The organism is Streptomyces sp. NBC_00878, from assembly GCF_026341515.1.
Classification (GTDB): Bacteria; Actinomycetota; Actinomycetes; order Streptomycetales; family Streptomycetaceae; genus Streptomyces.
Window position 1 is genome coordinate 3,096,444 of the sequence record NZ_JAPEOK010000001.1, and the last position, 19,734, is coordinate 3,116,177.

The 19,734-nt window shown below is 69.3% G+C and carries 14 protein-coding genes; 3 read left to right on the forward strand and 11 right to left on the reverse strand.

Annotated features, from left to right (window positions below; all coding sequences use genetic code 11):
* Position 1 precedes the first annotated feature (1 nt).
* Positions 2-3,565, reverse strand: a complete 3,564-nt coding sequence (gene dnaE, locus OHA11_RS12715) for a DNA polymerase III subunit alpha (protein WP_266495424.1) — start codon at positions 3,563-3,565, stop codon at positions 2-4.
* A 125-nt stretch (positions 3,566-3,690) separates the two neighbouring features.
* Here dnaE and OHA11_RS12720 point away from each other — a divergent pair, with 125 nt between their 5' ends.
* The gene (locus tag OHA11_RS12720; RefSeq protein WP_266495427.1) at positions 3,691-4,632 is read left to right on the forward strand and encodes a LysR family transcriptional regulator; all 942 of its coding nucleotides are present in this window, start codon (positions 3,691-3,693) and stop codon (positions 4,630-4,632) included.
* A gap of 34 nt (positions 4,633-4,666) precedes the next feature.
* On the opposite strand, the gene cimA is transcribed toward OHA11_RS12720, so the two are convergent.
* The 6 genes from cimA to ureA form a co-directional block, all read right to left on the reverse strand.
* Positions 4,667-6,307: a citramalate synthase gene (gene cimA, locus OHA11_RS12725; RefSeq protein WP_266495429.1), complete on the reverse strand. Its 1,641-nt coding sequence runs from the start codon at positions 6,305-6,307 to the stop codon at positions 4,667-4,669.
* A 353-nt stretch (positions 6,308-6,660) separates the two neighbouring features.
* Positions 6,661-7,977 carry a hypothetical protein gene (locus OHA11_RS12730; protein WP_266495431.1) on the reverse strand — a complete coding sequence of 439 codons (1,317 nt, stop codon included), beginning with the start codon at positions 7,975-7,977 and terminating at the stop codon, positions 6,661-6,663.
* Positions 7,978-8,130: 153 nt separating this feature from the next.
* A complete protein-coding gene (locus tag OHA11_RS12735; RefSeq protein ID WP_266495433.1) occupies positions 8,131-8,736 on the reverse strand; it encodes a TetR/AcrR family transcriptional regulator in 606 nt (201 codons plus the stop codon).
* 94 nt (positions 8,737-8,830) lie between these two features.
* Positions 8,831-9,871, reverse strand: coding sequence for an agmatine/peptidylarginine deiminase (locus OHA11_RS12740; protein WP_266495436.1), 1,041 nt, complete (start codon positions 9,869-9,871; stop codon positions 8,831-8,833).
* Positions 9,872-9,891: 20 nt separating this feature from the next.
* On the reverse strand, positions 9,892-11,619 hold the full coding sequence (locus OHA11_RS12745) for an urease subunit alpha (protein ID WP_266495439.1): 1,728 nt from the start codon (positions 11,617-11,619) through the stop codon (positions 9,892-9,894).
* Positions 11,616-12,332: an urease subunit gamma gene (gene ureA / locus OHA11_RS12750; RefSeq protein ID WP_266495442.1), complete on the reverse strand. Its 717-nt coding sequence runs from the start codon at positions 12,330-12,332 to the stop codon at positions 11,616-11,618. Before ureA ends, OHA11_RS12745 begins: the two co-directional genes overlap by 4 nt.
* Positions 12,333-12,483: 151 nt before the next feature.
* Here ureA and OHA11_RS12755 point away from each other — a divergent pair, with 151 nt between their 5' ends.
* Positions 12,484-13,953, forward strand: coding sequence for a cytosine permease (locus tag OHA11_RS12755; RefSeq protein WP_266495444.1), 1,470 nt, complete (start codon positions 12,484-12,486; stop codon positions 13,951-13,953).
* A gap of 72 nt (positions 13,954-14,025) precedes the next feature.
* On the opposite strand, the gene OHA11_RS12760 is transcribed toward OHA11_RS12755, so the two are convergent.
* On the reverse strand, positions 14,026-15,114 hold the full coding sequence (locus OHA11_RS12760) for a branched-chain amino acid aminotransferase (protein ID WP_266495447.1): 1,089 nt from the start codon (positions 15,112-15,114) through the stop codon (positions 14,026-14,028).
* A gap of 282 nt (positions 15,115-15,396) precedes the next feature.
* The gene (locus tag OHA11_RS12765) at positions 15,397-16,473 is read right to left on the reverse strand and encodes a 3-isopropylmalate dehydrogenase (RefSeq protein WP_266495449.1); all 1,077 of its coding nucleotides are present in this window, start codon (positions 16,471-16,473) and stop codon (positions 15,397-15,399) included.
* A 191-nt stretch (positions 16,474-16,664) separates the two neighbouring features.
* On the opposite strand from OHA11_RS12765, the gene OHA11_RS12770 reads away from it, so the two are divergent.
* Positions 16,665-18,275, forward strand: a complete 1,611-nt coding sequence (locus tag OHA11_RS12770; protein ID WP_266495451.1) for a metallophosphoesterase family protein — start codon at positions 16,665-16,667, stop codon at positions 18,273-18,275.
* A gap of 109 nt (positions 18,276-18,384) precedes the next feature.
* Here the strand turns inward: OHA11_RS12770 and OHA11_RS12775 are convergent, their stop codons facing one another.
* Entirely contained in the window at positions 18,385-18,513 is a 129-nt protein-coding gene (locus tag OHA11_RS12775) for a hypothetical protein (RefSeq protein WP_266495453.1), read from the reverse strand.
* A gap of 258 nt (positions 18,514-18,771) precedes the next feature.
* A complete protein-coding gene (locus OHA11_RS12780) occupies positions 18,772-19,638 on the reverse strand; it encodes an alpha/beta fold hydrolase (RefSeq protein WP_266495456.1) in 867 nt (288 codons plus the stop codon).
* Positions 19,639-19,734: the final 96 nt, after the last annotated feature.

The window sequence follows — 19,734 nt, forward strand, 5'->3', positions numbered from 1 at the left end:
CCTACGCGGGGCCACCTGCCGCGCCGCCTGACTCCCGGGCGACCCGGGTCACCGCGACCGCCGCCTTGAGGTCGGCCCAGAACTCCGGTCGCGCGTCGACCCGGTACCCGAGCCGGTAGACCGTCGTCCTGGTCCTGCCGCGCACCCGCAGACGTACCTCGGACGGCCCGGGATGCGCGGAGAGGATCTCCTTCAGCTGTCGGACCGCCCGCGGCGTCACCTGTGCCTGTGCCATGTCGAGCTGGACGAGCGCTGTCTCTCCGGCATGGCTCAGGTCTGGGACCTGGAGTTCCATCGCGACGAGGCGGGGCACGTCCTCGCGCTTGTCGAGGCGTCCCTTGACGAACACCACCGTGTCCTCGACGAGTTGGGTCGACACCAACTGGTAGGTGGCCGGGAAGAACATGCACTCGATCGAGCCCGCGAGGTCCTCGACGGTGGCGATCGCCCAGGCGTTGCCCTGCTTGGTCATCTTGCGCTGGAGCCCGGAGATGATGCCGCCGATGGTGACGACCGCGCCGTCGGCGTGCTCGCCGCCGGTGAGCTGGTTGATGCCCGCGTCCGCCTTGTCGGACAGCACGTGCTCCAGACCGAACAGCGGGTGGTCGGAGACGTACAGACCGAGCATCTCCCGCTCCTGGGCGAGCAGATAGGCCTTGTCCCACTCGTCGGTGGTGAACTCCACGTCGAGTCCGAAGCCGGGCTCGGTGTTGTCCTCCTCGCCCATCCCGCCGAACAGGTCGAACTGCCCCTCGGCCTCCTTGCGCTTGACCGCCACCACGTTGTCGATCATCGGCTCGAAGTGCGCGGTCAGCCCCTTGCGGGTGTGCCCCATCGTGTCGAACGCACCCGCCTTGATCAGCGACTCCGTGGTCCGCTTGTTGCAGGCGACCGCCTCGACCTTGTCGAGATAGTCCGGGAAAGAGGCGTACTTCCCCTTGGCCTTACGGCTGCGAATGATCGACTCCACCACGTTCGTACCGACGTTGCGCACCGCCGACAGCCCGAACAGGATCACGTCGTCACCCTGCGCCGCGAAGTTCTGCTCCGACTCGTTGACGTTCGGCGGCAGCACCTTGATCCGCATACGCCGGCACTCGTTCAGATAGACCGCCGACTTGTCCTTGTCGTCCTTGACCGAGGTGAGCAGCGCGGCCATGTACTCGGCCGGGTAGTTCGCCTTCAGATACGCCGTCCAGTACGACACCAGGGCGTAGGCCGCCGCGTGGGCCTTGTTGAAGGCGTAGCCCGCGAAGGGGACCAGCACGTCCCATACGGTCTTGACGGCTTCGTCGGAGTAGCCGCGCTCCCTGCATCCGTCGCGGAACGGGACGAACTCCTTGTCCAGCACCTCTTTCTTCTTCTTGCCCATGGCCCGGCGCAACAGGTCGGCCTGGCCCAGGCTGTAACCGGCGAGGATCTGGGCAGCCTTCTGCACCTGTTCCTGGTACACGACCAGCCCGTAGGTGAGGTCGAGGATGTCCTTGAGCGGTTCCTCGACCTCTGGGTGGATCGGCGTGATCTCCTGCTGTCCGTTCTTGCGCAGGGCGTAGTTGGTGTGCGAGTTCATCGCCATCGGGCCCGGCCGGTAGAGGGCGGTGACAGCCGTGATGTCCTCGAACTGGTCGGGCTTCATCAGCCGGAACAGGGAACGCATGGCGTTGCCGTCGAACTGGAAGACACCCAGCGTGTCGCCGCGCCCCAGCAACTCGAACGTCCTGATGTCATCCAACGGAAGGCTCAACAGGTCGATGTCGAGGCCCTTGTTGGACCTCACCATCCTGATGGCGTCGTCCATGATCGTGAGGTTGCGCAGACCGAGGAAGTCCATCTTCAGCAGGCCGAGCGACTCGCACTGCGGGTAGTCCCACTGCGTGATGGTCACGCCGTCGGTGTGCCGCACCCAGATCGGGGCGTGGTCGACGATGGGCTCACTGGACATGATCACGCCGGCCGCGTGCACACCCATCTGCCGGACCAGCCCCTCGACACCCTTCGCGGTGTCGATGACCTTCTTCACGTCCGGCTCGTTCTCGTACATCCCCCGGATCTCGCCCGCCTCGCTGTAACGCGGGTGCGAGGGGTCCGTGATCCCTGCGAGCTCGATACCGGAACCGCCCACGTCGGCGGGCATCGCCTTGGTGAGCCGGTCACCCATCGCGTACGGATAACCCAGGACGCGCGCGGAGTCCTTGATGGCGTTCTTCGCCTTGATCTTTCCGTACGTGCCGATCATCGCGACCTTGTCGGCGCCGTACTTCTCCGTCACATACCTGATCACCTCGACGCGCCTACGCTCGTCGAAGTCGATGTCGACATCGGGCATCGAGACACGCTCGGGGTTCAGGAACCGCTCGAAGATCAGACCGTGTTCGAGCGGGTCGAGGTCGGTGATCCCCATCGCGTACGACACCAGGGACCCGGCCGCGGAACCACGGCCCGGGCCGACCGCAATGCCCTGTTTCTTGGCCCACATGATGAAGTCGGCGACCACGAGGAAATACCCAGGGAACCCCATCTGAATGATGACGTCCATCTCGAACTCCGCCTGCTTCTGATAACTCTCCTCCCAGCCCTGCGGAAAGCGGCGCCGCATGCCGTTGAGGACCTCTTCCCTGAACCAGGTGACTTCGGTGAAGCCGTCGGGGATCTCGAACTTCGGCATGAGGTTCTTCGCCTCGAACATGCCGGACGTGTCGATCTGCTCGGCCACCAGCAGGGTGTTCGCACACCCCTCCTGCCAGGCCTCCGACGAGTCCACCGCGTACATCTCGTCCGTGGACTTCAGGTAATAACCGGTCCCGTCGAAGCGGAAACGGTCCGGATCCGAGAGGTTCTTGCCCGTCTGGATGCACAGCAACGCGTCGTGCGCGGTCGCCTCGTGCGCGTACGTGTAGTGCGAGTCGTTCGTCACCAGCGGCGGGATGCCCAGCTTCTTGCCCACCCGCAGCAGATCGTCACGGACCCGCCGCTCGATGTCGATCCCGTGGTCCATCAACTCCAGGAAATACCGGTCCTTGCCGAAAATGTCCTGGTACTCCGAGGCCGCCTTCACCGCCTCGTCGAACTGGCCCAGACGCAACCGCGTCTGCAACTCACCCGACGGACAACCCGTGGAGGCGATCAGCCCCTCGGACCACTGGGAGATGGTCTCCTTGTCCATCCGCGGCCACTTCTGCAGCCAGCCCTCCGCATACGCGTCCGAGGACAGCCGGAAAAGGTTGTGCAGACCGGTCCTGTTCGCCGCCCAGATCGTCTTGTGCGTGTAACCACCCGAACCGGACACGTCGTCCCGCTTCTGGTGCGGCTGACCCCACTGGATCTTCCGCTTGTTCCGCCGCGACTCCGGGGCGACATACGCCTCGATCCCGATGATCGGCGTCACCCCCGCCTGCTTCGCCGTGTGGAAGAAGTCGTACGCCCCGTGCAGGTTGCCGTGGTCCGACATCGCGATGTGCGTCATGCCCATCTCATTGCACGCGTTGAACATGTCCTTCAGCCGCGCGGCACCGTCCAGCAACGAGTACTGGGTATGGACGTGCAGGTGCGTGAAGGATCGGGACACGTGGGGCTCCTGGGATACAACGCCGAGTTGCCGGGAGCGCCATCAAAGCCATGGTCAGCTGGGCGGATCAAACAACTCGAAGGCCCGCTGCCACAAGCATTCGTTGTACGCATAGCGTCTGCCCCATGAACCTGGAAACCGTGCGGGCCTTCGTCGCCGTGGCCGAGGAAGGACAGTTCCGGCACGCGGCCGTCCGGCTCGGCGTCAGCCAGCAGGCCGTGTCAAAACGCGTCGCGGCCCTGGAATCGTCGCTGGGTGTGACGCTGTTCCGGCGGATCGCCACCGGGGCGATCCTGACGTCGGACGGCCGGAAGTTTCTGCCCCATGCCCGGGCCGTACTCTCCGCGGTCGGACAGGCCGTCGAGTCCGTGCGGCGCGAGACCCGTCCGCTGTGCGTCGACGTACTCGGCGATCGGCTCGCCACATCGGCCGTCCTGCTGGAGTTCCATCGCGCGCACCAGGACATCCCGCTGAAGACCGTGATGCTGAACGGTGTGGACGCGGCGGTCCGTGCGCTCGCCGCCGGAGAGATCGACGCGGCGTTCGTCTACGAACGGGAGCCCGTCCAGGATCTCGTCCCGGGGCTCGACGGGGCGGTCGCCTGCCTGGAGGCCCTGGAGATCATCGTCGGCGAGCACCATCCGCTCGCGGGAGCCGAATCCGTCAGCCCGGCCGAACTCGCCCCTTTCACCGCCTGGGTCCCGGGGATCGTCGAAGGCAGCGAATGGGGTGACTGGTATCGCGAATTCGCGGCGGAGTTCTCACTCACCATCGACTCGACCGGCCCGAACTTCGGGATGGAGTCGCTCCTGGAGTCGGTCGGCTCCTCACGTTCGATCTTCACCTTCTTCGGAGAGCGGGTCAGGATCGACCTGCCGAGGCAGCACGGGCTCCGGCGCATCCCCGTCGTCGCGCCGACGCCCGTCTATCCCTGGTCGCTCATCTGGCACTCCGCCAACGAGCACCCCGGCCTCGCGGCGCTCCTTGCCCATGTGCGTGACAGTCCTACGCCCTCCGACACCAGGGGGCTGTGGCTGCCCCGCCCGTTCGCGAACATGGGGGCGTGACAGCCACGAGGCGCCTGGGGCGTAAAGGGGCCGTCTACTCCGCCGGTTCCACCCCCGCGCGCAGCAACCCGTACGTGTAAGCGTCCTCCAGGGCCTGCCACGACGCCGCGATCACGTTTTCGGCGACGCCCACCGTCGACCACTCGCCCGTGCCGTCGGACGTGGAGATCAGGACCCGGGTCGTGGACTGGGTGCCGTGCTTGCCCTCCAGGATGCGGACCTTGTAGTCCACTAGCTCCAGCTTGGCGAGCTGGGGGTAGATCTTTTCCAGGGCTACGCGCAGGGCGCGGTCGAGGGCGTTGACCGGGCCGTTGCCCTCGGCCGTGGCGACGATGCGCTCGCCCTTGGAGAAGAGCTTGACCGTGGCCTCGTTGGCGTGGCTGCCGTCGGGGCGGTCCTCGACGATGGCACGCCAGGACTCGACCTCGAAGTACTTGCGGGCCTTGCCTTCGATCTCCTCCCGGAGCATGAGCTCGAAGGAGGCGTCCGCGGCCTCGTACGTGTAGCCCTTGAGCTCGCGCGCCTTGACCCGCTCGACAACCCGGCCGATCAGCTCGCGGTCGCCGCCCAGGTCGACGCCGAGCTCCTTGCCCTTGAGCTCGATCGAGGCGCGGCCGGCCATGTCGGACACCAGCATCCGCATGGTGTTGCCGACCTGCTCGGGGTCGATGTGCTGGTACAGGGCCGGGTCGACCTTGATGGCCGACGCGTGCAGGCCGCCCTTGTGGGCGAAGGCCGAGACACCGACGTACGGCTGGTGCGTGGACGGGGTGAGGTTCACGACCTCGGCGATCGCGTGCGAGATGCGGGTCATCTCGCTCAGGGCGCCCTCGGGGAGGACCTTCATGCCGTACTTCAGCTCCAGGGCGGCGACGACCGGGAAGAGGTTGGAGTTGCCGACGCGCTCGCCGTAGCCGTTCGCCGTGCACTGGACGTGGGTCGCGCCCGCGTCCACGGCGGCGAGGGTGTTCGCGACGGCGCAGCCGGTGTCGTCCTGGGCGTGGATGCCCAGGCGTGCCCCGGTGTCGGCGAGGACCGTGGCGACGACGGCCTGGACCTGGGCGGGGAGCATGCCGCCGTTGGTGTCGCAGAGCACCACCACATCGGCGCCGGCCTCCGAGGCCGCCCGGACGACCGCCTTCGCGTACTCGGGGTTCGCGCGGTAGCCGTCGAAGAAGTGCTCGCAGTCGACGAAGACGCGGCGGTCCTGGGAGCGGAGGTAGGAGACGGTGTCGCGGACCATCTCCAGGTTCTCTTCAAGGGTCGTACGCAGCGCCAGCTCGACATGCCGGTCGTGGGACTTGGCGACGAGCGTGACCACCGGCGCACCAGACGCGACCAGCGCCTTGACCTGCGGGTCCTCGCTCGCCTTGCCGCCGGCGCGGCGCGTGGCGCCGAAGGCGACGAGCTGGGCGTGCTGGAAGGCGATCTCCTGCTGGGCGCGGGCGAAGAACTCGGTGTCGCGCGGGTTGGCCCCCGGCCAGCCGCCCTCGATGAAGCCCACCCCGAAGTCGTCCAGGTGCCGTGCGATGGCCAGCTTGTCCGCGACGGTGAGGTTGATGCCCTCTCGCTGCGCACCGTCGCGCAGCGTCGTGTCGAAGACGTGGAAGGCGTCGTCGACTCGGGAGGGGCCGCGACGGGAGGAGTCGCGATTCTCGTCGGTTGCGTCTGTCATCTCTTGTGGCTCCTGAATCGGATTCGGTCTACCGGAATGACCGGCTCCACCGTCCATGCTCTCTCGCGCTCCGGTTCCGGCTGAAGGTGGGCCAGGAAACAGAAAAACCTCTCGCGGGTGCGAGAGGTCTGCGCGCGGGTCTGGACGACGGTGGCCGCCCGTACGTGGTCGTACGGTGCGGTCACTGCGGACCGGCGCGCCTGCTGCCAATAATCATGGCGAACGAGAGCACGGAGGCAGTCTGGCACATACCGCCCCCGTGCTCACCGTCCGTCTCAGGATGCGAGCACTCGGTTGATCACCGCAGGTGACGGACGAACGCGGCGTTGCCCGGTTCGCCTGCGTCCGTTCGGTCAGGGCAGGCGGCGGACGAAGCCGTCGTACGCGCCGTTCGTGTCGTCGGGGACGAGCTGGGCGGAGTAGCTGGCGAGGCCGATGCGCCGGGCTCCGGCGCTCACCGAGTAGGCCGTCACGTCCTCGTCCCGTACGGGTCCTCCCGTGACGGACTCGCTGACCAGGCGGGTGCTGCCGGTGCGCAGGTCGCGGAGGTAGACGTTGGCCGCTGCGAGCTGCCCGTCCGCCGACCGCGGATCCGCCTGGTAGGCCAGGTACCGGCCGTCCGGGCTGAGCTGCGGCTCGCGGAGCCGCTCCTCGCCCGCGGTACCGGCGTCCACGCGCCGGGTGACGTCGGTGCGCAGGTCACGCACGTAGAGGTGGTTGACGTCCCCGGGGGTCTCATCCGGGACCAGGTCGTCGCCCCAGTACGAGAAGGCGATGGTCCGGCCGTCCGCGGAGAGCGAGGCGGGCATCGCGTACCGCTCGGCCGAGGAGCCGTCCGGCCTGACGTTGACCTGTTCCTCGGTACCGGTGCGGCGGTCGTGCACCCACGTGACGCCGTTCGAGCTGCGGGGCACGGGCTGCGTGTACGCCACATAGCGGCCGTCGGCGCTCACGCCCTCCAGGAGCGCCGGGTTGGTCCGGCGGTCCCGGTTGCTGACCCGCTCCACTTCGCCGGTACGGCGGTCGAGGACGTACACGGCTCCGAAGAGGTCGCCGGGCGAGGTCTCCATCCGGTCGGCCTTGGCGTTGAAGGCGATGTAGCGGCCGTTCGCCGAGATGATGGCGCCGCCCGCGAGCGCGGAACCCCCGTCGAGGGCGACGCTGGTCCGCTCCGTGGTGCCGGTGCGCCGGTCGTGCAGATAGATGTCGTACGCCCCCACGTCCGTGGGCGGGTTGTCCCAGTGGACCAGGTTCCTGGCGTTGGAGCGGAACAGGACGTACCGGCCGTCGGCGCTGATGCTCAGCGCGTTCGACGTGCCGTCGGACTGCGCGCCGTCCGAACTGACGCTGACCCGCTCGACGGTGCCCTTGCGCTGGTCGCGCACGAAGACGTCCGAAGAGGTGTTGGTGTCCCCCGGCACCAGGTTGGACGCGTCGGCGCTGAAGAGCGCGAAGCGGCCGTCCGCGCTGAACTCCGGTCCGTACGAGTTGGCGTTGCCCTGCTCCCCCGTCGCGGACACGGTGACCCGCTCGGTCACCGGCTTCGGTGCCGCCGCCGACGTCCCGGCCGACACCCCGGTCGGCGTCACCGCCGCTGACATCGTTGCCGTCGTCGCCAGCATCGCCCCCGCGATCACCGCGACGGACGCTCCACGCATGGCTCTGCGCATGCCTGCTTCCCCCTGTTTTCCCCGTTGGTCTTCCCCGTAGCGCTCGTTCCCCGTAGCGCTCGTCCCCCGGCCCTGTGTCGAGGGCTCACCCGATGCAAACGCACCAGAGGGCACGGGTCAATCCGCCGAATTGAGTACAACCTGGACGGGTGCTCAGGTGTCCGAGCGCGCCAGTGCCTCGTCCAGGAACTCCCGTACGTGGTCGAGGATCTGCTCCCGGTCCGTGCCCCGCAGCCCGATCGCCACATGGATGGAGAAGCCGTCGAGAAGGGCCCTCAGCCGGGACGCGAAACGGTCCGGGTCCACCGGGCGGAACTCCGCGCGCGACACCCCCTCCGCCAGCAGCGCCACCAGGTCGCGGTGCCAGGCGCCCTCGATCGCGGCCTGTCGCTCACGGGCGTCCTCGTCTGCGTTCTGCGAGCGGTTCCAGACCTCCAGCCAGAGGGTCCAGTGCGGGTCGCGGTGACCGTCGGGCACGTACAGGTCGACGTACGCGTCGAGGCGCTCGCGTGCCGGGGCCGCCCGGGTGAGCAGCCGGCCGCGCTCCGCGCCGAGCCGCCCCTCGCTCCACTCCAGAGTGCGCAGCAGCAGCTCGTCCTTGGAGTGGAAGTAGTAGAGGAGGTGACCGCTGCTCATGCCGACCTCGCGGCCGAGCGCCGCCATGGTGAGCTTCTCCAGACCGCGTTCGGCGATCATGTCCGTCGCCACGGCAAGGACGTCCTCGCGAGGCGGGGCGGTGTTCCGCCGGCGGGTCGTCACGCGACGGCCCCGACGGCGGGCTCGCTCAGCCGACGGTCGCAGGCGGCACAGGACAGTACGTTCACCCGTACGTTCTACCTGACGCGGGCCGCTCTCAGGCCCTCGGCTGCTGTTGCGTGATGCAGTGGATGCCGCCGCCGCCCGCGAAGATCGCCCGCGCGTCAACCAGCGTCACCATCCGCTCGGGGAAGAGCCTCCGGAAGATCCCGGCCGCGATCTCGTCGCGCGGGTCGTCGAAGCCGCAGAGCACGACTCCGCCGTTGCAGAGGTAGTGGTTGATGTAGGAGTAGTCGGCCCAGTGGCCGTCCGCCTCCAGGACCGTCGGGGCGGGCACCTCGACGACCTCGATCCGGCGGCCGCGGGCGTCGGTCTGCGCCCTGAGCAGTCCGATGACCTCCTTCGACACCTCGTGGTCGGGGTGCGCCGGGTCCGGCTGGGAGTGCGCGACGACGACTCCGGGGCGGGCGAAGGCGGCGACGATGTCGACGTGGCCGAGCGTCCCGTACCCATGCGGGGGATAGTCGCCGGTCAGTCCGCGCGGCAGCCAGATGGCCCTGCGGGTGCCGAGGTGGGCATGGATCTCCGCCTCCACCTGCTCCCTCGACCAGTCCGGGTTACGCTCGGGGCCGAGTTGCACGGTCTCGGTGAGCAGCACAGTGCCCTCGCCGTCCACGTGGATCGCACCGCCCTCGTTGACGAGCTTCGAGGCGTACGTCCGTGCCCCGGCCAGGTCCGACACATACGCCGCGATCTTGGCGTCGTGTTCCCAGCGGGCCCAGCCCTGGGCACCCCAGCCGTTGAACGTCCAGTCCACGGCGGCGAGTTCACCCTTTCCATTGGTGAGGAAGGTGGGGCCGATGTCGCGCATCCAGGCGTCGTCGAGTTCCCGCTCGACGGTGTCGATGCCGGGGCCCAGCAGGGTCCGCGCCTCGGCCGACCGGCCGGGACCGCAGACGACCGTGACCGGTTCGAAGCGGCGTACGGCGCGGGCCACCGACGCCCAGGCCGCACACGACCGGGCGAGGTCATCGGGGTCGTCGAAGGTGGCGTTGGGGCCCGGCCAGGCCATCCAGGTGCGCTCGTGCGGGGTCCACTCGGCAGGCATGCGGAAGCCGTCGACGGCAGCCTTGTTCATCGGGGTCCTCATCGGGGTTCTCACAGGAAGTACAGACGGTTGAGGGCGACCGAGTCGGCCGCTTCGGAGTGCAACGGGTCGCCGTCGAGGGTGACCAGGCCGGTGCGCTGGTCCACGTCGACCGTCCCGGTACGGGAGTTGAGGCGCAGGTCGGCGGGACCGATGCCGCGCGTGCCGCGAACCGCCACGCGGCGACGGCGTGTTGGCATGGTGTCGTTGCCCTGGTCGAGCGCGGCCCGCGCCACGAAGGCGACCGAGAGGTCCGCTGGTGTGGCGCCGTGCGCCCCGAACTGCGGTCCGAGGACCAGGGGTTCGCAACTGTCGGTCGCCGCGTTCGGGTCGCCCACGACTCCGTACGCCGGAAATCCGGACTTCAGCACGAGCTGCGGCTTCGCTCCGAAGAACTCGGGGCGCCACAGCACGATGTCGGCGAGCTTGCCTGTCTCAATGGAGCCGACTTCGTGGGCGAGGCCGTGCGCGATCGCGGGGTTGATGGTGAGCTTGGCGATGTAGCGCAGGACGCGCGCGTTGTCGTCGCCAGAGTCGTCCGAGTACCCGGAGCTGCCGGACCCGCCCGCTCCTCCGGGGCGGTCCCCGTCCAGGGGCCCCAGCTCCGCCTTCATCTTCCCGGCCATCGCGAACGTCCGGCGTACGGTCTCCCCCGCACGCCCCATCCCCTGCGCGTCCGACGAGGTGATGCCGATCGCGCCCAGGTCGTGCAGCACGTCCTCGGCGCCCATCGTCCCGGCCCGTATCCGGTCGCGGGCCATCGCCGCGTCGCCGGGCAGGTCGGTCTTGAGGTCGTGGACGGAGACGATCATCCCGTAGTGCTCGGCGACCGCGTCCCGGCCGAAGGGCAGGGTGGGGTTGGTGGAGGAGCCTATGACGTTCGGAACTCCCGCCATTTTCAGCACATTCGGTACGTGACCGCCGCCGCAGCCCTCGATGTGGAAGGCGTGGATGGTGCGGCCTTCGAGGACGCGCAGGGTGTCCTCGACGGACAGGCACTCGTTCAACCCGTCGCTGTGCAGGGCGACTTGGACGTCGTACTCCTCGGCGACCCGAAGTGCCGTATCGAGCGCGCGGGTGTGGGCGCCCATGTCCTCGTGGACCTTGAAGCCGGACGCCCCGCCCTCGGCCAGGGCCTCGACGAGCGGCGCCTCGTGCGAGGACGAACCCCGGCCCAGGAAGCCGATGTTGACCGGCCACGCGTCGAACGCGTTGAACGCGTGCCGCAGCGCCCAGGGCGAGTTGACGCCGACGCCCCACACCGGCCCGAACTCCTGCCCGACGATCGTCGTCACGCCGGACGCGAGCGAAGCCTCCATGACCCGCGGCGAGAGCAGGTGGACGTGCGTGTCGACGGCTCCGGCGGTGGCGATCAGTCCTTCCCCGGAGACGATGGACGTACCCGTGCCGACCACGACGTCGACACCGTCGAGCGTGTCGGGGTTCCCGGCCCGGCCGATGGAGCAGATCCGCCCCTCGCGGATGCCGATGGAGACCTTCCGGATCCCCTGCGCCGCGTCGATCACCACGACATTGCTGATGACGACGTCACAGGTCTCTCGGACGGCGGCGGCCTTGAGGTGCAGCCCGTCGCGCGCGGTCTTGCCGAATCCGGCGAGGAACTCGTCGCCGTACTTCTGGGCGTCGGACTCGACGCGGATCGTGAGCCCCGAGTCGCCGAGGCGGACACGGTCGCCGGCCCGGGGGCCGTGGGTGGCGGCGTACTCGTACGGATTCATCGTGTCGCTTCCCGCCCCTGAGACTCGGCCCCTGAAGCCGCGGCTCCCAGATATCCGCAGGCGGCAGCCCTGTGCAGGGCCTCCTCCTTCGCGCCCGGCGCGTCCAGCGGCCCGTCGACGAGCCCCGCGAACCCGATCGCGATCCGCTCGCCCCCGATGGGCACGAGCCCGACCTCGACGCGCTCGCCCGGCCCGAACCGCACCGACGACCCCGCGGGCACGGCGAGCCGCATCCCGTACGCGTCCGCGCGCGGGAAGTCGAGCCGCGGGTTGGCCTCGAAGAAGTGGAAGTGCGAGGTGACGGAGACGGGCACGGTGGCCGTGTTGGTGACCGCGAGCCGCACGACCGCCTCGGGCTCCGCGTGCAGGGGCCCGGGCAGCAACGCCCCCGGGGCCCGCTCCCCCAGCCCGCCGCCGATGGGGTCGGCCACGACCGCCAGCCGCGATCCGTCGTCGAAGACGGCCTCGACATGCACCTCGGTCACTACGTCGGCGACGCCCGGCAGCACGTCGTCAGGGCCGAGCACCGCCCGGGCCGCCTCGATGGCCTCGGCGAGCCGTCGCCCGTCCCGTGCGGCCTCGCAGACTGTGTCCGCGATGAGCGCGGTCGCCTCCGGCACGTTGAGCCTGAGGCCGCGTGCCCGGCGGGCACGGGCCAGCTCGGCGGCCCCGAACAGGAGCAGCCGGTCACGTTCCGTGGGGGTCAGTCGCACGTCACGACACCTCCTTGCATTCACCCTTATTGGAGCGTCACTCTAACCGCGCCATTCTTGGAACGGAACCATTGACGGGTGAATTCGAACCGGGCACATTGAACGTCGCTCTAAAGTGCGGGACGCAAGTGGCCATCGAAGGAGACCCGCCATGCCGGTGGAACAACACGGAGTCGACACCATCCCGGAGGAGGAGCGGACAAGCGGTCCGCGGGACCTGGTCTCGATCCTGCTCGGCTCGAACCTCTGCCTCGGCGTGATCATCTTCGGCTGGCTGCCGCCGTCGTTCGGGCTGGGCTGGTGGTCGTCCGTCACGTCGGTCGTCGTGGGCACGCTGGTCGGCACGGCGCTCACGGCTCCGCTCGCGCTGGTCTCCCTGCGCACGGCGACGAACCTCTCGACGTCGTCCGGTGCCCAGTTCGGCGTCCGGGGCCGGCTCGTCGGCTCGGTCGTCGGGCTCCTGCTCGCCCTCGGATACACGGCCCTGACCGTGTGGATCGGCGGCGACGTGATGGTGGGCGTGCTGCACCGCCTGTTCGGACTGCCGGCCTCGGACCTCTCGTACGCGCTGGTCTACGCCCTGCTCTCGGCGGCCACCGTGGCGGGCGCGGTGTACGGCTACCGCGTGCTGCTCGGCATGTCCCGGATCCTGGCCGTGGGCATGACGGCCCTGCTGGTCCTCGGAGTGTTCGCGTACGCGCCGCACTTCACGACCGACGCACTGCCGGAGGCGGGCGGCTATCTGCTCGGCGGCTTCTGGCCGACGTGGCTGCTGGCGGCGGTGGCCGCGGGTCTCTCGGGCCCGGTCGCGTTCATCACGCTGCTCGGCGACTACACGCGCTACATCTCACCCGCCCGGCACTCCTCCCGCACGGTCCTGCACGCGACCTGGCTGGGCCTGACCGCCGGGCTCCTGGTCCCCCAGCTCTTCGGCACCTTCACGGCGTACGCGGCCCGCACGGCCCTCGACTACGCGGGCCCGCTGGTCTCCACCTCCCCCGGCTGGTACCTGGTCCCGCTCCTGCTCGCCGCCTCCGCCGGGTCGGTCGGCAACGCGGGGCTGATGCTCTACTCGATGGGCCTCGATCTCGACGCGATCCTCCCGCGCGCCTCCCGCACCCGGGCCACGTACACGGTCGCCGTCGTTGCCACGGCCTGCGTCTTCGTCGGCCACTACGCGTCGAGCACCCAGGACGCGATGACGTCCTTCGTGCTGCTGCTGACCGCGATCGGCACACCGTGGGCGGTGATCACGCTCATCGGCTTCGCACGGTGCCGAGGCGTGTACGACCCGGACGCCCTCCAGGTCTTCAACCGCCGTTCCCGCGGCGGGATCTACTGGTACTCGGCCGGCTGGAACATCCCGGCCACGCTGTCATGGAGCCTGGGTGCGGTCGCCGGCCTGCTCGCGGTGTCCCTGCCGTCGTACGAGGGACCGCTGCTGACGCTGACCGGCGGGGTGGACTGCAGTTTTCTGCTGTCGGGGGCGGTGGGCGGACTCGCATACCTCGTGCTGTCGCCGAAGCGGGAGGCCGTGCCGTCCGGTGTGTCGGCGCGGGTCGGCCGTGCCGGTCGCGCCCACGCGGCGGAGCCGCACGGCGATCCGGCCCCGCACCCTTGAGAAGCACGGGCCCCGCCCTCCTGCCGAGGAGGACGGGACCCGGAAAAGACGGGAAAGGCGCAGCTGAGAACCTCAGCCCAGGTTGTGCATCCACTCGTGCTGGTCCTCGGTCACACCCCGCTGGATGTCGAGCAGGGCCTGGCGGAGCTTGAGGGTGACCTCGCCGGGCTCGCCGCCGGAGTGCTGCCACTCGACGGAGGAACGCTTGACCGTGCCGACGGGCGTGATGACGGCCGCCGTGCCGCAGGCGAAGACCTCGGTCAGGGTGCCGTTCTCGGCGTCGCGCTGCCACTGGTCGATGGAGACGCGGGCCTCCTCGGACTCGTAGCCGAGGTCACGGGCGACCGAGAGGAGCGAGTCGCGGGTGACGCCCTCCAGGATGGAGCCGGTGAGGGTGGGGGTCACGATCTTGTCGCCGTACACGAAGTACAGGTTCATGCCGCCCAGTTCCTCGACCCACTTGTGCTCGACGGCGTCGAGGTAGCAGACCTGGTCGCAGCCCTTCGCGGCGGCCTCGGCCTGGGCGAGCAGGGACGCGGCGTAGTTGCCGCCGGTCTTGGCGTCGCCCATGCCGCCGGGGACGGCGCGCACCCGGTCCTCGGAGAGCCAGATCGAGACGGGCTTCACGCCGCCCGGGAAGTACGCGCCGGCGGGGGACGCGATGACCAGGAAGAGGTACTCGTTGGCGGGCTTCACGCCCAGGCCGACCTCGGTCGCGATCATGAACGGGCGCAGGTAGAGCGACTCCTCGCCGCCGTGCGCGGGCACCCACTCCTTGTCCTGCTGGACCAGCGCGTCGCACGCCTCGATGAACGTCTCGACGGGCAGTTCGGGCATGGCCAGGCGACGGGCGGACGACTGGAAGCGCAGGGCGTTGCGGTCCGGGCGGAAGGTGGCGACGGAACCGTCGGGCTGCCGGTAGGCCTTGAGACCCTCGAAGATCTCCTGCGCGTAGTGCAGGACGTTCGTCGCCGGGTCGAGGGAGAGCGGACCGTACGGCGTGAGCTGGCCGTCGTGCCAGCCGCGGCCCTCGGTCCACTTGATCGTCACCATGTGGTCGGTGAAGTGGCGGCCGAACCCGGGGCTGGCGAGGATGGCCTCGCGCTCCGCGCCGGAGAGTGGCGAGGCCGAGGGCTTGAGCTCGATCGTGGGCGTCGTCATGAGTGGTTGTCCTTCACCGGTTGTGTGTGACGGGCCGCGCTCACGCCTGTACTGCCAGTGGCCAGTGCTAGGACGTCCGAGCATTCCCTCATTCCGCGGCTCCGCGTTCGATTATCGCAAGCGGGGAGCCCAGGCGAAAACGGCGTGAATGCGGCCCAGGGGATGATGGTGACACCCGGCGGGGACATAGAAAAGCCGCCGGGTGCTTGAGAGACCCGGCGGCTTCGAGAGTTTCGAGTGGCGCTGGGGGTCCCCCCGCGCCTTCAAGGCTGTGGGGGCGGGTCAGCCGGCTACTCGTACGACGAGGGCGTCGCCGATTTCGTCGGTGCTGCGGGCCGGCTTGCCGATGGGGGTACCTCCCGTGCCCTTAAGGCTACGGGGGAGCTCCGCGAGGTCGGCGGAGACGGCGTCCTCGATGCGGACGGCCTCGGTCTCGTAGCCGAGGTGGCGCAGGAGGAGGGCGACGGACAGGACCGTGGCGGAGGGGTCGGCCTTGCCCTGGCCCGCGATGTCGGGCGCCGAGCCGTGCACGGGCTCGAACATCGAGGGGAACTCGCCGGACGGGTTGATGTTCCCGCTCGCGGCGACGCCGATGCCGCCGGAGACGGCCGCGGCGAGGTCGGTGATGATGTCGCCGAAGAGGTTGTCGGTGACGATCACGTCGAAGCGCTCGGGCTGCGTGACCAGGTAGATGGTCGCCGCGTCCACGTGCATGTACTCGGTGGTGACCTCGGGGAACTCCTCGGCCACCTTGTTGAAGACGTTGGTCCACAGGTGGCCCGCGAAGGTCAGCACGTTGTTCTTGTGGATCAGCGCGAGCTTCTTGCGCGGGCGGGCCTGCGCACGGGCGAAGGCGTCACGGACGACGCGCTCGACACCGAAGGCCGTGTTCACGGAGACCTCGGTGGCGACCTCGTGGGGGGTGCCCTTGCGGATGGTGCCGCCGTTGCCGGTGTACGGGCCCTCGGTGCCCTCGCGGACAACGACGAAGTCGATCTCCGGCTGGCCCGCGAGCGGGGTGGCGACACCCGGAAGGAGCTTCGACGGACGCAGGTTGACGTGGTGGTCGAAGGCGAAGCGGAGCTTGAGCAGGAAACCGCGCTCCAGGACACCGGACGGCACGCTCGGGTCGCCGATCGCGCCGAGCAGGATGGCGTCGTGCTTCTTGAGCGCCTCGATGTCCGCGTCGGTGAGGGTCTCCCCGGTCGCGTGGTAACGCTTGGCGCCGAAGTCGAACTCCTTGGTCTCCAGCTTCACATCCTGCGGAAGGACGGCCGAGAGGACCTTGAGGCCTTGGGCCACGACTTCCTGGCCGATGCCGTCACCGGGGATCACTGCGAGATCGATGCTGCGAGACATGTCGGCACCGTACTCCCTTGTCCCACGGGATGACACGACCCGTCCGCCATACGGACATGTCTGGGGACATGCCTGCGGACTTCCCCGCCGGCCTCCCTACGGACATCGCAGGGTGACCGAGCACCAACCTGTCGGTTCCCGTTCACCCGTACGTGTGGCCTTTGTTGGGGCTTGCTGGGAAGTTCACCACCATGACCGCACCTCCCTGGGGGACACCCCCCGGATCCCCCGTTCCCGATGTCGGCATTCCGCCGCGGCTCGCACGCCGGATGAGCATGGCGGAGCAGTACGAGTATCTGCGGACGAAGTTCTCCCGCCGCCGTGCCCTGGTGACCGCGGGCGCGGTGGCCGGCGGGCTGCTCACCGGCTGCTCGGACTCGGGCTCAGGTACGGACGCGGCACGCCGGACGGGCTCGCCGCTGTCCGCCACGTCCACCCCCACCCAGAAGGTGGACGGCTCGGTCGTCACCCCCTTCGGCCGCCATCTCGCCTTCGGCGCGGACCCGAAGACCCAGATGCGGATCTCGTGGCAGGTGCCGCTGGCGGTCAGGAAGCCGTACGTGCGCGTGGGGCTGAAGCCGTGGGAGCTGAGCCGGAAGATCGAGGCCGAGGTGCGCGACCTGCACACACCGGGCGTCGAGGGCGTGCGGCTCGCGATGGACCAGTACTACCTGCACGCGGCGCTCGACGGGCTGCGCCCCGGGACGACGTACTACTACGGCGTGGGCCACCAGGGGTTCGACCCGGCGTCCAAGGAACGGCACTCCACGGTCGGCTCGTTCACCACGGCACCCGCCCGTGCGGAGAAGTTCGTGTTCACCGCGTTCGGCGACCAGGGGATCACTCCTGACGCGCTCGCCAACGACAAGCTGATCCTCGGCCTGGAGCCGGCCTTCCATCTGCACGCGGGCGACATCTGCTACGCGGACGTCACCGGCCACGGCGAGAAGTCGGACTCGTTCGACCCCACGGCCTGGGACCTGTTCCTCAAGCAGACCGAGACGGTCTCGAAGACGGTTCCGTGGATGGTGACGACCGGCAACCACGACATGGAGGCGTGGTACTCGCCGAACGGGTACGGCGGACAGTCCGCGCGCTGGACACTCCCGGACAACGGCTTCGACGCGAAGGAGTCCCCGGGCGTCTACTCGTTCACGTACGGCAACGTCGGGATCGTGGCGCTGGACGCGAACGACGTGTCGTACGAGATCCCCGCCAACAAGGGCTACTCGGACGGCAGGCAGACGGCCTGGCTCGACAGGCGGCTCGGTGAACTGCGCGAGCAGGTCGACTTCATCGTGGTCTTCTTCCACCACTGCGCGTACTCGACGTCCACGCACGCGTCGGACGGAGGCGTACGGGACGCCTGGGTGCCGCTGTTCACCAAGCACCAGGTGGACCTGGTCATCAACGGGCACAACCACGTGTACGAGCGCACCGACGCCATCAAGGGCGGCAAGGTGGGCAAGCGGGTGCCGATCGGAGCGTCGACCGATCCGACACAGGACGGCATCGTGTACGTCACGGCGGGCGGGGCGGGCAAGAGCCTCTACAGCTTCCCCGTCGGAGTGAAGGACAGCTACGAGGGGAAGGTCGCCGACCGCGAGTCCGTGGACACGTACCACTGGACGAAGTCGCAGCGGCAGAACCCCGACACCGTGGAGTGGTCGCGGGTGCGGTTCACCGGCTACTCCTTCCTCTCCGTGGAGGCGGAGGCGGGCCCGGCTCCCCGGCTCAAGGTGTCGGCGCTGGCGGAGAGCGGCAAGCGCGTCGACCACTTCGAGGTGCGGCGCGGAGCGTGAGGCCCGCGCCGCACCTCGTGCGGGCGCGGCTCCCGGCTTCGGCGGCTGTGGCTATAGCTGTGCTGCGTCTATAGCTGTGGCTGTGGCTGTGGCTGTGGCTGTACGGGGCTCAGTGCCCGGTGGCGCCGCCGTTGTCCCTGCGGTCGAGGGCGCGCTGGAGCGCGGCGGCGGCGTTCTTGCGGTCGGACTCACTCGAACGGGAAACGCGACGGACTCGGCGTGCGGTCGTCTCGGCCATGATGGATCGACTCCTTGCCTCCGGCAGCGACCGCCGGAAGTGCGATGAGGGATACGAGACGCCGGGTGGGGCGGGGAGCGGTGCCGCAGGGGTTGCCTGCCAGGGGCTCCGGCTCACGACCGCCATTCGCTTGGTCGAGCGAGACGTTCGGCTCCTACAAAGTTAGGCGAGGACAGGGCATCTGTCTCCACAGTTAGTCGGACTTCCTACTATCTGAGACGGCGGATCGGGCCATACCGCACTGACCTGCACTTTTGTTCACAGCGCTCCGGCGACCGCCATCCGGAAGCCCTGCGGGTCCTCCACCCAGGGCAGGTGCCCCGCGTCCGGCAGGATCGTGCGCCGCACGCGCGGCAGGGCCCGTTCCAGTGAGTCCACCGCCGAGCGCGGCCGGATGTCACGCGCCCCGTCGACGACGGCGACGGGCAGGTCGAGCGCCTGGCAGGCCGCGTGCAGCTCGGGGGTGCCCCAGCTGCTCCTCCGTTCGGCGTTGAAGGCCTGGTTGCAGTCGGTGTTGATCTCGAACCAGGGGTCGGCCATGCGTCCGGCGTGCTCCAGGTCGCGCTCGCGGTCCTCGAACTCGACCGACCACCGCAGGACGGCCAGCTCCCGTTCCTCCGCCTCGGTCCGCGACTGATACTCCGTCAACTCGTGGAAGCGGGCAAGCCGTTCGGGATGCTCGCCGAGCCGGGCGGCGAAGGTGCGCTGGTACGCGCCGTGCCAGTCCGAGTCCGGCCCGATCCCCGTACCGCTCACATACACGAGCGCGCTGACCCGCTCCGGGTGGGCCAGCGCGTAGCTCAGCGCCAGTTGCGCGCCCCAGGAGTGGCCGAGCAGCGCCATCCGCTCCAGGCCGAAGTGCCGCCGCACGGCGTCCAGGTCGGCCACGAACCGCTCGCTGGTCCACGGTCCGGCGCACCGCTCCGAGCGTCCGCAGCCGCGCTGGTCCCAGCGGATCACCGTGGCCGCGTCGGTGAACATCCCCGCCACGTCCCCGAACATGTCCCAGAGTCCGGGCCCGCCGTGGCACAGCACGAGTGGCGCGCCATGGCCGCTGCGGCTCGCCCACAGCCGTACGCCGTCGTCGGTCCTGACCGTCTGAGCCGCGCTCTTCGTCCACGTCATGGCGGGAGTCTGCCCGGTACGACCGTACGGCCGTACGGGCAAGGCCGTTCACGCACGCCGCCCCCGGCCCGGAGGGGTACGTCCGGGGCGGGGGCG

Excerpts from the sequence above, each read along its gene's own strand:
- OHA11_RS12720 (WP_266495427.1), top strand. The coding sequence starts at position 3,691 with ATGAACCTGGAAACCGTGCGGGCCTTCGTCGCCGTGGCCGAGGAAGGA.
- cimA (WP_266495429.1), bottom strand. The coding sequence starts at position 6,307 with ATGACAGACGCAACCGACGAGAATCGCGACTCCTCCCGTCGCGGCCCC.
- OHA11_RS12730 (WP_266495431.1), bottom strand. The coding sequence starts at position 7,977 with ATGCGCAGAGCCATGCGTGGAGCGTCCGTCGCGGTGATCGCGGGGGCG.
- OHA11_RS12740 (WP_266495436.1), bottom strand. The coding sequence starts at position 9,871 with ATGAACAAGGCTGCCGTCGACGGCTTCCGCATGCCTGCCGAGTGGACC.
- OHA11_RS12745 (WP_266495439.1), bottom strand. The coding sequence starts at position 11,619 with ATGAATCCGTACGAGTACGCCGCCACCCACGGCCCCCGGGCCGGCGAC.
- OHA11_RS12755 (WP_266495444.1), top strand. The coding sequence starts at position 12,484 with ATGCCGGTGGAACAACACGGAGTCGACACCATCCCGGAGGAGGAGCGG.
- OHA11_RS12760 (WP_266495447.1), bottom strand. The coding sequence starts at position 15,114 with ATGACGACGCCCACGATCGAGCTCAAGCCCTCGGCCTCGCCACTCTCC.
- OHA11_RS12765 (WP_266495449.1), bottom strand. The coding sequence starts at position 16,473 with ATGTCTCGCAGCATCGATCTCGCAGTGATCCCCGGTGACGGCATCGGC.
- OHA11_RS12770 (WP_266495451.1), top strand. The coding sequence starts at position 16,665 with ATGACCGCACCTCCCTGGGGGACACCCCCCGGATCCCCCGTTCCCGAT.
- OHA11_RS12775 (WP_266495453.1), bottom strand. The coding sequence starts at position 18,513 with ATGGCCGAGACGACCGCACGCCGAGTCCGTCGCGTTTCCCGTTCGAGT.
- OHA11_RS12780 (WP_266495456.1), bottom strand. The coding sequence starts at position 19,638 with ATGACGTGGACGAAGAGCGCGGCTCAGACGGTCAGGACCGACGACGGC.